Annotated in this window: 10 protein-coding genes; 7 read left to right on the top strand and 3 right to left on the bottom strand. The window is 36.1% G+C overall.

Annotated features, from left to right (window positions below):
* Window position 1: 1 nt before the first annotated feature.
* Together NSQ49_RS14840 and NSQ49_RS14845 are read left to right on the top strand one after the other, a co-directional pair.
* Window positions 2-1,111 carry a CapA family protein gene (locus NSQ49_RS14840; RefSeq protein ID WP_251283318.1) on the top strand — a complete coding sequence of 370 codons (1,110 nt, stop codon included), beginning with the start codon at window positions 2-4 and terminating at the stop codon, window positions 1,109-1,111.
* Window positions 1,112-1,170: 59 nt separating this feature from the next.
* Window positions 1,171-2,337 (top strand): nucleotide sugar dehydrogenase, encoded by a 1,167-nt coding sequence (locus NSQ49_RS14845; RefSeq protein ID WP_251283317.1) that lies wholly within the window; start codon window positions 1,171-1,173, stop codon window positions 2,335-2,337.
* Between the two features lie 331 nt (window positions 2,338-2,668).
* Here NSQ49_RS14845 and tagU read toward each other — a convergent pair whose 3' ends face one another.
* The gene (tagU, locus tag NSQ49_RS14850) at window positions 2,669-3,598 is read right to left on the bottom strand and encodes a polyisoprenyl-teichoic acid--peptidoglycan teichoic acid transferase TagU (RefSeq protein ID WP_251283316.1); all 930 of its coding nucleotides are present in this window, start codon (window positions 3,596-3,598) and stop codon (window positions 2,669-2,671) included.
* Window positions 3,599-3,856: 258 nt separating this feature from the next.
* On the opposite strand from tagU, the gene NSQ49_RS14855 reads away from it, so the two are divergent.
* The 5 genes from NSQ49_RS14855 (at window position 3,857) to NSQ49_RS14875 (ending at window position 10,754) form a co-directional block, all read left to right on the top strand.
* Window positions 3,857-4,879: an SH3 domain-containing protein gene (locus tag NSQ49_RS14855; protein WP_251283315.1), complete on the top strand. Its 1,023-nt coding sequence runs from the start codon at window positions 3,857-3,859 to the stop codon at window positions 4,877-4,879.
* Between the two features lie 35 nt (window positions 4,880-4,914).
* On the top strand, window positions 4,915-5,301 hold the full coding sequence (locus NSQ49_RS14860; protein ID WP_251283314.1) for an N-acetylmuramoyl-L-alanine amidase family protein: 387 nt from the start codon (window positions 4,915-4,917) through the stop codon (window positions 5,299-5,301).
* 239 nt (window positions 5,302-5,540) lie between these two features.
* Window positions 5,541-6,581 (top strand): acyltransferase family protein, encoded by a 1,041-nt coding sequence (locus tag NSQ49_RS14865; protein WP_251283313.1) that lies wholly within the window; start codon window positions 5,541-5,543, stop codon window positions 6,579-6,581.
* Between the two features lie 153 nt (window positions 6,582-6,734).
* Window positions 6,735-8,083, top strand: a protein-coding gene (locus NSQ49_RS14870) for an IS1182 family transposase (RefSeq protein ID WP_159871978.1) whose coding sequence is annotated in 2 segments (ribosomal slippage) — window positions 6,735-7,299 and window positions 7,299-8,083 — 1,350 coding nt in all. Because the reading frame shifts where the segments join, the coding sequence is not laid out codon by codon here.
* Between the two features lie 328 nt (window positions 8,084-8,411).
* Window positions 8,412-10,754, top strand: a complete 2,343-nt coding sequence (locus NSQ49_RS14875; RefSeq protein WP_251284117.1) for an N-acetylmuramoyl-L-alanine amidase — start codon at window positions 8,412-8,414, stop codon at window positions 10,752-10,754.
* 31 nt (window positions 10,755-10,785) lie between these two features.
* On the opposite strand, the gene NSQ49_RS14880 is transcribed toward NSQ49_RS14875, so the two are convergent.
* Together NSQ49_RS14880 and tagD are read right to left on the bottom strand one after the other, a co-directional pair.
* Window positions 10,786-11,958, bottom strand: a complete 1,173-nt coding sequence (locus NSQ49_RS14880; protein WP_251284116.1) for a CDP-glycerol glycerophosphotransferase family protein — start codon at window positions 11,956-11,958, stop codon at window positions 10,786-10,788.
* Window positions 11,951-12,349, bottom strand: a complete 399-nt coding sequence (tagD, locus tag NSQ49_RS14885; RefSeq protein WP_251284115.1) for a glycerol-3-phosphate cytidylyltransferase — start codon at window positions 12,347-12,349, stop codon at window positions 11,951-11,953. The genes NSQ49_RS14880 and tagD overlap by 8 nt, the downstream gene beginning before the upstream one ends.
* Between the last annotated feature and the right edge of the window lie 360 nt (window positions 12,350-12,709).

Raw genomic sequence — 12,709 nt, forward strand, 5'->3', positions numbered from 1 at the left:
TGTGAGTAAGTTATTATTTTTAGGAGACTTTTTTTATGATTATGACACAATCGTACATGATATAGAGGAAATTGCTCATTGGATAAAGAAAAATGAATTTCAAGTAGTATTAAACCTAGAAGGCCCCCTTTCAAATCGAGGGGTACCCATAAAAAAAAGAGGACCTAACCTCTCTCAAACAGCTATAACAATAGATGTTTTAAAGGAATTAAACGTTGTTGGTGTATGTCTAGCAAATAACCATATTATGGACTATGGGGAACAAGCATTAAAAGATACTATAGAAATTCTTGATGAGAATAACATACTTCACACAGGTGCAGGTGAAACTTTAGCAGAGGCTGTAAAGCCATTGATACTTCAGTTGGATAATCAAAAGGTTATTGTTCAAAACTTTGGTTGGGATATAGAGGAAACCGTTTATGCCACAGAAACTACAAGTGGTGGCGCACCAAGAATTGAAAAATTAATTTTGGAACATACGGTAAAAATAAGGGACCTATATAAAGATGCTACTATTGTTAATGTATATCATTGGGGGTTTGAATATAACTTATATCCAATGCCTTTAGACATTGAATTAGCGCATAGTTCAATAAACTCTGGATGCGATTTAATTATCGGTCATCACCCTCACAATATACAACCTTATGAAAATTATAAAGGTAAAGACATCTATTATTCACTTGGAAACTTTTATTTCGCGTCTAGACGAAGTAATTTTAAAAAGAAAGTCTTTAATAATGACATAAAAAATATGTGTGACTATGGAGCAGCTGTCATATTTGATATTCGAAATCATCAAACAAATACGGTTTTTATCAAATACGATTTAGAGAATAACAAAAGTAGAATATTAAAAGATAGTTTAAGGAATGATATTTTAGTAGATATTACCGGCTTAAACCACACTGACAAGGATTATTTACACAAAGTTAAAAAAGGTTCAATAAATATAAATCCTATACTAACACTGAATAAGAAAACAAATGCACTTAAACTACTAAAATTATACACTTATTATAATGTCCTAAATTCATTAAGAAGAATAATTAAATTCCCTTTATTAAAGGTACTCTATTCTATAATAAGAAAGAAAAGACACCCTTAGTCGAAAATTATTAATAGCCAATGGTCAACAAGAAAATTTGTGAGGAAGAAGGAAATGTAATGAAAATTGCAATAGCTGGAACAGGTTATGTAGGCTTATCAAATGCTATATTACTGGCCCAACATAACGAAGTAATTGCTTTAGATATAATTCAAGAAAAAGTAGATATGATAAACAATAAAAGATCTCCAATTATAGATAAAGAGATGGAAGAATATTTAGCTACAAAAGAACTTAAACTAACTGCAACAACAGATATTTATAAAGCTTATAAAGATTCAGATTATGTAATTATTTCTACGCCAACTAATTATGATACAGAGAAAGATTACTTTAATACTAGAACTGTTGAAGCTGTTATTGCAAATGTACTATCTATTAATCCAGATGCAATAATGGTTATTAAATCTACAGTTCCAGTTGGTTATACAGAAAAAGTAAAAGAAAAATTTGAAACTGAAAATATTATTTTTTCACCTGAATTTTTACGTGAAGGAAAGGCTTTGTATGATAACTTGTACCCTTCGCGTATTATTGTTGGTGAACAGTCTGAGAGGGCTCAGGTGTTTACTAACTTGTTAGCTCAAGGAGCTATTAAAGAAGATATTCCTATATTATTTACAAATTCAACAGAAGCGGAAGCTATTAAACTATTTGCTAACACTTACCTTGCGATGAGAGTCGCATTTTTTAATGAGCTCGATTCTTATGCAGAGGTGAGGGGATTAAACAGTAAGCAGATTATTGATGGAGTGGGGCTTGATCCACGAATTGGTAATCATTATAATAATCCATCTTTTGGTTATGGAGGTTATTGCCTACCAAAAGATACAAAGCAGTTATTAGCTAATTATGCGGATGTCCCAAATAATATAATGACAGCTATCGTAGATGCAAACAGAACAAGAAAAGACCATGTTGCTGAAATGATTATTAAGAAGAAACCTAAGATCGTTGGTATCTATAGACTTACCATGAAAATGGATTCTGATAACTTTAGACAATCTGCTATTCAAGGTGTTATGAAGCGAATTAAAGCCAAGGGGATAGAAGTTGTAGTGTATGAGCCAGCACTTCATGAAGAGGCTTTCTTTAATTCAAAAGTAATGAATGACTTTGAAGAGTTTAAGTATATTAGCGATGTAATCGTTGCAAATCGATTGTCTGATGATCTACGTGATGTAGAGGATAAGGTGTATACAAGAGATTTGTTTAGTAGAGATTAATTAAATTTACCCGCTAAGCTTGTTTCCGGTTTAGCGGGTAAATTTGTATTTGTCATGATTTTAACTTAATATACTTCTCACAACAAAGAAGATGACATAATTCTAGGTATATCCTTCTAACATAATCCTTCCTATTTACACAACGTCTATCTTTTAAAATTTTATTATTGTCAGTGTATGTAATTGCTTATGCTGACACGGGAGACTTGTTTGTAGTGCGAGTTATGGTAAGCTTGTTGGTTTTAAATCGACATTTTTGGAATTTAAGTATCTAATGTAGGTGAAACATTATTTTCAAGTGCATCCTACACATACCATACTTCGCTTTTATTTATTTTAATTCCAGATGCGATTTCAATTCATTTTGAACTCGCTGGTGCTCGTCGCTTGAGACGATTAGATACCAAATTTTATTTATTGTCTGGCCATTACCGGATAAGGACATTTGTTCAATATGCCCTGCCGCACTTCTATAGTTCTGTTGAATATCCTTCATTTCGTCAAATGTCATATTAGTCCGCACATTCTTGCCGAGTGCACCAAAAATATCATCAAAGTTTGCCAGGGAGTTCACACTTATCCCCTTTTTGATTACCCCTTGAATAATTTGCTTTTGACGATCCTGTCGTCCGAAGTCCCCGTTAGGATCCTGCTTTCTCATTCTTACATATGCAAGAGCAGCTTTTCCATCAAGATCATTGCTTCCTTTGGTAAATTGATAACCGTTTTGGTTAAAAGCAATTGAACTATTAACCGTCACGCCTCCTACAGCATCCACAATATCTTTAAACCCATCCATATTTACTTTAATATAGTAATCCAGCGGAATATCAAGGAAGTTTTCAACAGTGGCCATGGACATCTCTTCATTTCCAAATGCATAGGCATGATTAATCTTATCCTCAAACCCTTTTCCCACAATCTCAGTTCTCGTATCACGGGGAATGCTGAGCATCTTAATGGATTTATCATTTGGATTAACGGTAAGAACAATCATAGTATCTGAGCGGCCTTTATCTCCGGAGCGCTCATCTACACCAAGCATCAATACAGAGAACGGCTCTTTTTTAGCCAGTGTAATTTTTTCGGGGCGTTTATCAGATTTTTCCCGGTCAATCGGCTGGTGCATGGTTTCTACAGCATCTGTTAGAGATTTATATACCATAAAGGCATAACCGCCGCCGCCAATCAGTAAAACCAAAAATAGTATTCCAATCACTTTCAGCCATTTCGGCTCTTTCTTTCTTTTTTCTGCTCTCATCTATTAAATCCTCCACGTTTTTACAAGTTTTGTAATCCTACCTTATAGAATATCAAAATTCATTAAAATTTGATATAAAAATTTAGAATGATTGCCCTAGTATTTGCTAGAAAGGAATCTAGGATATGAGTCTAATGTAATAAAGAAGTAATACAAAAACAAATAATTAGTAAAAAATGCCCCGATTTTTCCCTTTTTCATGTATTATAGTTTAATAGATGAGTTTTTGGAAAATATTCGAAATAAGGTGGGTAATGAGTGAAGTCACCGTTGGTAAAAGTCTTCTGTGTTTTGGTCTTGTTGTTTCATTTTGTTCCTCAGTATAATCAGTCGGTGAAAGCAGCATATTCATTTGAGGGGAAGGTAACTGCCACCATACTGAATGTCCGCGCTAAGACCACAGTTTCTTCCTCTGTTATAGGGAAGCTGAAAAAAGGCCAGGTCGTTACAGTAAGTGCACAGCAAAAGGGTTGGTCCAAAATCAAAGCGGGCAAAATGGCTGGATGGGTTTCTTCCAATTATCTCTCGCCTGTTACTTGGACTGGTTACGTAACAGCTACTAGCTTAAACGTCAGAAAGCTTCCTAATTCTAATGGTTCAATCATTACAAAAGTACCTCTAAATACGGCAGTAACGGTAGAGGGGAAGGATGGAAGCTGGCTCAAAGTATATATTCCTGGCAAAAAGAGTAGGGGATGGGTCTCTGCTTCCTATGTTTCCAAGAAGAAGCCTGCTGCTCCTCCTAAAACATTAGGTACATTCTATGTTACTGCTGACATATTAAATGTGCGTGCCAGCGCAGCAGCATCGTCCAAAGTTCTAGGTAAGATCTTAGAAGGGGCAGCAGTTGAAGTACATAGCCAGAAAGGTAATTGGTCTTCAATAACAGCAGCTAAAGGGTTAAAGGGATGGGTTTCTTCTTCTTATCTTGATAAAAAAAAGCCGGTAGATGAAGAGGAAGCCACTACAGTAAAAGAAACTAGGATTATTTTAAAGGAAAACAGTAACATCCGAAAAGGCCCGGGCACTAACTATGGGGTTGTCTCTTTGGAAAAAGCCGGCACTTCTCTTGTCAAAACAGGAGAGAGCAAGGACTGGATTAAAGTAAAAACAAGCAAAGGAAAAGAAGGCTGGGTCGCAGGGTGGCTGGTGGCATCTCCCAACTCAGGACTGAAAGGGAAGGTTATTGTCATTGATGCAGGGCATGGAGGCTATGATATTGGAACGAGTGGAAAAATCCATAAAGAAAAAACGCTCAACCTAAAGACAGCCAGGAGTTAAGAACGCTTCTCCAAAAGTCAGGGGCTAAGGTGGTTATGACCCGGTCTAATGATCAATATTTAAGTCTCAATCAGCGTGTAAATATTAGTCATGCCCAGAAGGCAGATGCTTTTATAAGTATCCATTACAATGCCTTTTCAAGCACCAGTTCCGGAATCATTACCTTTTACTATAATAACTCCAAAGATGGACGTCTTGCTCAATCCATCCATAATGGCTTACTGGCCCAGACAGGCATGAAGAATCTTGGGGCGAAATATGGAAATTACCATGTTTTAAGAACAAACAAGCAGCCTTCTGTATTGCTGGAATTAGGTTTCCTTTCTAATCCCAAAGAGGAAAAACATGTAGCAGCAGCTGAATATCAGCGAAAGGCTGCAAAGGGAATTTATGATGGTCTTAATCAATACTTTCTTAAATAATAAACTAAAAGTATCTTAAAGGTTGTTCCTTCTCAGGAACAACTTTTTTTATGTAAAATGGTTGAAATCATCATATAAAAATGAGATGCCTCGCCAGTAGTTTGTGGAATTCTATTAATAAAAAATCATGTCGAAATTTGAAGAAAAATCCATAAATGTATTTAATAAACTTTGACACTATTATACAAATATCATATATTTTTAGTGGTTAATTAGATAACAACTAAGAGGGGTAAACTATGATTAAAGAATGGAATTTACTAAGAGTTGTTGCTTGTCTAAGCATTGTTTTATTGCATAGTACGACCCAGACTGCAAGAGTAGTTGGCTACCCGCAAATTGAACATTACAATCTATATAGAGTATTTTTAACATATGCAACACCCACTTTTATTGTACTTTCAGTTTTAATATTGGCTAATCGGTATCCAAATGGCCTGCCCAAAGGATTTTGGAGCGGAAGAATCAAATGGATCCTTGCGCCGTTTCTCTTTTTTGCTGTCATCGATGCATTTGTTTCAAACTATTTTAATCCAAATTTGATGGTAGATGAAAAAATAGTTGATAATATTTTTACAGGAAATTTTGTCGGCTGGTTTATTATCGTTATTTTCCAGTTCTATTTTCTTCATTATATTGTGACTAAATTTAATATTTCTCTGGTTTGGCTTTTCCCTGTAAGCATAGGAGTTATGATCTGGTATTCTACTGTCATAAAAAATCCCCCGGAGTTTATGGCGGGATACACCCATATGCTGAAGCTCCCGTTTCTTGCATGGTTTGGGTATTTTACTGCAGCGTTTATCATTGGTAAACATTATAAGATCATCGCAGAGAAACTTTATAGACATCGATGGTTAACACTTGTTTATCTTGCCATTTCTCTATATATTGTCTATTTATCCTATGAATCAGGAATATTGGTTGTCAATTCGAGGCGCCTGGATTTAGTCCCGCTGGTACTGTCAGTATCTGCTGTGGCCCTTGCTTGGGGTCAGGTCATTCCTAAATTTAAGGTCATTACTTTAATCAGTAATTATTCATTTGGTATTTACTTGCTTCATTGGCAGATCCAAAGGTTTGCTGCACCATATACAGCAAATTATTTTGAACAGACCAGTACACGTGTATTAGCATTATTTGCAGTTTCTTTGCTTTTATCCCTGGCTATAATAAAATTATTATCCATGGTTCCGATAGGTGAATTCATTATTGGGAAAGTAAAGAAGACCAAATCAATAAAAGCGGCTGTTGTTCATGAATTAAGGACATCGGCATAAATAGCAATAACAAAAAGGAGGATGCCTAAAAGTATTAGGCATCCTCAGGCTGTCGAGAAACTCTCGACAGCTTTTATTTTTATCATTAACTTTATTAATTCACCGCGTTAATTTGATATAATATAATTAATTTTACTTAGGATGGTGGATGGCATGTTCAAACCGAAAAGAGAATCACAAAATGAAGCGGAATTTGTTTTTATTGAAGATTTAGTCCCTGAAGATCATCTTTTAAGAAAAGTTGATAAGTACATAGATTTTTCTTTTATCGGGGAGAAAGTCCGTCCCTTCTATTCAGAGAATAACGGGCGTCCTTCGGACCCCATTATGCTTTTTAAGATGATGTTCATTGGTTACTTTTATGGCATCCGTTCAGAACGACAATTAGAACGGGAAGTACAGATGAATGTGGCGTACCGATGGTTCCTTGGCTTGAAGCTCAATGATCCTGTTCCGGACCATTCAACCATCAGTTGGAACCGGCGAACTCGTTTTAAAGATACAAATATTTTTCAAGAGATCTTTGATGAAATTGTCCATCAAGCCATTAGTCATAAAATGGTCGGTGGAAGAGTTTTATTTACTGACTCCACTCACCTTAAAGCGAATGCAAACAAGCACAAATTCACTCGTGAAGAAGTAGAAATTGAAACTCGGGAATATATAGATGAACTTAATAAAGCTATTGAGGAAGACAGGTCAAACCACGGAAAAAAGCGCTAAAAGAAAGAGAGGAGGTGACAGAGACCAAGGAAATCCGAAAAAGTACAACCGATCCAGATTGCGGATTCATGTCCAGGGAAAATAAGCAGGAAATGTTCTGTTACTTAGACCACCGAACAACGGATATGAAGTTCAATATCATAACGGATGCCTATGTTACTCCTGGAAATGTCCATGACTCTATCCCTTATCTTTCTAGATTGGATCGTCAGATCGATCGTTTTGGATTTAAAGTAGAAGCAGTGGCACTCGACTCAGGTTATTTAACGAATCCCATTTGTAAAGGGCTTCACGACAGAAGCATTTTTGGTGTAATTGCCCATCGGAGATATCAGCCGACCAAAGGATTATTTCCAAAATGGAAGTTTACCTATCATAAAGAACAAGATATCTATGTTTGTCCAAATGGCCAGAAGCTAGTTTATCGCACAACAACAAGAGAAGGGTACAGAGAGTACAAGTCTGATTCTAAAAAGTGTTCAGAATGCCCACTCCTGAAGGAGTGCACAAGGTCAAAGAACAAACAAAAGGTCCTAACACGCCATGTGTGGGAAGAATTTAAAGAGAAAGTGCGCCTAAACAGACTCTCCCTCTCCGGAAAAATTCTTTATAAATATAGAAAAGAGAAAGTTGAGCGAAGCTTCGCAGATTCAAAAGAACTGCATGGGCTTCGCTATTGCCGGTTACGGGGATTGCACAATGCGAGTGAGCAAGTATTACTCACCGCAGCGTGCCAGAATATGAAAAAGATCGCCACTCACCTAGCCAAGCTAGGATAATTGTGGCGATCTATTGTTTTTCCATAAAAAAAGCCTATTTTTAAGTCAGTAATTGAGAAAATAAAAAAAGCTTGTGGAAAAATCATACCTTTCTCCACAAGCTGAGGATGCCTAAAAGTATTAGGCATCCTCCTTTTTGTTTTGCAGATTATATAAGTTTTTCTGAAGGGAGTGCGTCCTGGCAGACTATTATTTATTGTGGAATTATTTTCCTTATTAAACTAGGTATAATTATATGTTAATATATTCCTAGGGAAAAATAGGCGATTTTGTCGAATTTTTTTAAGATGAAATGGCCTTTTATTTTAAAAAGGGGGAATAAAGTTCCGTGTTAAGGAAAGCAAGAAAACTTCTTAGTTATATGCTCTTGTTTGTTATGGTCTTTTCTGTTTATCCCATAGGCGTGTTTGGGGAAACAGAAGCAAGCCAAGCTAAAGGGACAGTGGTTTCAACAGCAGGAGAAGACATCCCACTAATGCTTGAGCCAGATGAAAACAGTGAACAGCTTTCAACTATACCAAGTGGATCAAGAGTCGGTTTAATCGAATTTGAGCAGGATTATTGGTTTGTGACATATGAACACCCTGAGCATGGAGAGGATCTACTGGGGTATATACATGAGCCTTATGTGTCAACCCAGGATCTGCCCTCTGCTGAAAGTCAGGTGGAAGATAATGAGGATGGGGCTTTAGCTGAAAAAGAATACCATCCAGAAGAAAACAACGAAAGTGCACTGACAGACGGTGGCGTAATAGAAGCTGTGGAAGAAGTTAATGAAGATGGACAGAAAAAGGACGAGATAAGTACTGAGGCAGCATCACAGGTTACTTTAAAAAGCAAAAGTGCAGCTCTTTTGCAGAATTTAAGCAGTGCTGCTGTTAGCGGAGTTGCTTTAAAAGGTCCAACACACGTATACTCTTCCAATGATATTAAATCTGCCATTTTAAAAAGCTATCCACAGGGGACAGTCCTGAAATATTATCCGTCAGATTCAGATTGGTATCAATGTACAGTGTATATAAACGGAAAAGCCAAAACAGGCTTTATTCATAAGAATGATGTGGAAGAACCTTTAGATCCTCAAACTGCTTTAAGAGGTGCAGTAAAAAACAGCAAACTAAATGTGTATTCTATGGCTTCATCTTCATCAAGCATACTTAAGAGCTATACAGAAGGTTCCATTTTAAAGTTTCAAACATATATAACCGGCTGGTATCAAGCCACAGTATATGTGGGTGGAAAGGCAGTTACAGGTTATATTAAACAGGATGATGTTATTCTAGCTGTTTCACCGCAAACGGTGAAAAAGGGTATTGTCAAAACAAGCCGTTTAAATGTGTATGCAAAGGCGACAAGCACATCCAATGTTTTAAAAAGTTATTCAGAGGGCACTTCAATTAAATTCAAAACGTTCACAGATGAATGGTATGAAGCAACAGTCTATGTTAATGGAAAACCTGCTTCCGGATATATACATAGAAGCAGTGTGGTTTTAGAAGGTACACCTCAAGCGAACCTTACCGGGATTGTAAAACCTGTGAGTCTGAATGTTTATGCTAAAACATCTGGTGCCTCTCAGGTATTGAAGCGATATACAGAAGGATCTGTTCTGAGAATCAGGACATATACGGATAATTGGTATGAAGCCACAGTCTATTTAAATGGTGAGCCTCACACAGGGTATATTAAAAAGAGTGAAGTCTTAAATCCGGATGATCCGCAAAAAGAGTTATCAGGAATTGTTAAAGGGCTTGATTTGAATGTCTATTCCTCACTTTCCAGGTCATCTGCTGTATTAAAAAGCTATGAACAGGGAAGGTTGCTTAAATACAGGACATATACTGCTAATTGGTACCAGGCAACAGTCTATGTTAATGGTAAAGCGACAACGGGGTATATTCACAAGCAGGATATTGAAAATACAGTCCCTTCTCAGGTTACTTTAACAGGAACTGCGCAAGATCCTTCCGGAGTAAGGGTATATACGAGGGCATCAGCCACCTCTGATGTATTAAAATCTTATCCTAAGGGTTCCACGTTAAAATATAAGACCTTTACGTCTGAATGGCACCAGGTCACTGTTTATGTTAATAATAAGCCGATGACGGGATATATTAAAAAAACCTCCCTTGAAAAAGGACTAAAAGGAAAAGTCATTGTTGTGGATGCCGGACATGGCGGAGTAGATAATGGGGCTAAAGGTGTTGAAAAGCTCTTGAACTTAAAGACCGCTATTCAACTGGAATCCCTCCTTAAAGCAGCAGGGGCTAAGGTAGTAATGTCACGTACGACTGATGTGTATTTAACTCTTTCTGAAAGAGTCGAAGTCAGTCATCAATATAATGCAGATGCGTTTGTGAGCATCCATTATAATTCGAATCCTAATCCTGACCCGCATGGAATTGAAACCTATTATTGGGCATCGAATGTAAATGAGCTGCTCATGGCCAAATATGTCCAGCAGGAAATTATTATGCAGACTGGACTCTATGATCGTGGTGTAAAGACTGGGGATTTTCATGTTATCAGAGAAAATAAAAATGCAGCATTTCTGGTCGAATTGGGCTTTTTATCAAATCCGACAGAGTTTGAAATTGTTTCAACAAGTGCATATCAGAAAAAAGCAGCAACTGGGATATACAAAGGACTAGAGAAGTATTTTAACTTGTAAAAAATCCGGCCATCAAAATGGCCGGATTTTTCTATACAAGCGTTGAGATAATATCTGCGATTCTTTTGCTGGCATTGCCGTCTGAGTACTTATTCCACTTTTCCTTGAATTCCCTTATTTCTGCATAGTTAAAATTGTTGCTCTTGATGGCATGGATAATATCATTTGTAGAATAAACAACCGGACCTGGCATTATCTTCTCGTAATCTCCCCAAGTTCCCCGTTTTTTTACATATTTGCTCAGATCGTATGGAAAAAATACCATCGGTTTTTCTAATAATGAAAATTCAAAAGGAATGGAAGAATAATCAGTGATTAAATAATCGGTTATAAACAATAAGTCATTGGTATTGGAATATCCGGATACATCAACGACAAAGTCCGCTTGGTTTTCAGATATGGCCACTTTATTTTTGATCGCGGGGTGAAGCTTTAATAGCAGCAGATACTCCTCACCTAATTTGTCTTTCATAAGATCAAAATTAACTCTAATCTCATAATCGTCCAAATTATCATCCCTAAAAGTGGGGGCATATAGGATAATCTTTTTTTGCCTGAAAGAAGGAAACTTATTGAATAACTTATCTTTTATTCCTTCTATTTCCTTCGTTTTAAAAAAGATATCCGTACGTGGAATTCCGGTTAGCATAAAATTTTCTTCAGAAACACCAAAGGCACTTTGAAAGATGGTTTTCATCTCATCAGAACCTGCTACGACTTTGTGAAATTGATTATAAACCTTAATAAATCTTTCTTTCGCTTTTTCTGATCTGTTTTCAATTGACGGATCCATAAGACCGAACTTTTTAATTGCACCATTAGCATGCCAAAGCTGGATACAGGTAACGCCTTCCCTGAACTTAATCGAAGAAAGGAAACCGTAATAATTATCCACAAATATGACTTTGGATGTGGCAAGGTGATAAATGCCTTTAATATATTGAATGGGTGAAGAAGGCTCGAATAGCAGTACAGTACATTCGGCACCTTTATATTTTTTAAACAAAGGATACATTTTCTTTGTTGTTAAAAAAATAGCGCGACAAGAATTCTCTTGTCGCTGATATTCTTCATATATATTTATATTGTTTTCGCTGAAGGAAACGACAAACAATACTTTTCTTTTTAAGGATACAATACTGCTTAATTTAAATATTAAAGAGAAAATAAATAGATAAATGGAAATTGCCAGTTCCCTAGCCATTTTGCACTTTGAAAAGATCTTTTTTGATTTTGGTAGTTGAAATGCCAACTGTTCGCGGTAAATAGATTACTTCACAGTAGTCCTTTAAAAAATCAAATTTGCCTTTCCAATCATCGCCCATTACAAAGATATCGATATCATTCTCAACTACGTCTTGAATTTTTTGTTCCCAGTTGTTTTCTGGAATCACCTTATCGACGTATCTGATTGATTCTAATATCATTTTTCTATTATCGTAGCTATGATAAGCTTGTTTGTTTTTTAATTGATTAAATTCATCAGAAGAAATGGCAACTGTCAAATGATCGCCAAGTTCACTTGCGCGTTTTAGTAAGTTAATATGGCCCCAGTGGAGTAAATCAAAAGTTCCGTATGTGATTACTTTCTTCATATATAACTCCTCCTAAACAGAATTATTACTCGATATATAATTCTCGAAAACCGTCAAATCTATTATATAATCAATCTATCATATGTTTTAAACGAAAGGCTTACAAATTCTTTACAGCCATTTAATCATTTATTTACAAAGGTGTAGTATACTCAAAATACAAATTACTAAGATCAATTTTGTCGAAAAATGTATAATATATGAGCACGCATATTACATTTTAAAGTATATAGCAGGGGAATTCAAGCTGTATTGCTGGTTGAGCTGGTATATTTTATATAAGTACCCCTTGTTTTAACAAAATAACTACTTGAGCATTCCAAAGTCTTTTTGGGATGCTCATTTGCTTTTTGTGCTTAT

Source organism: Cytobacillus sp. FSL R5-0377 (assembly GCF_038004385.1).
In the GTDB taxonomy this organism is placed as follows: Bacteria; Bacillota; Bacilli; order Bacillales; family Cytobacillaceae; genus Cytobacillus.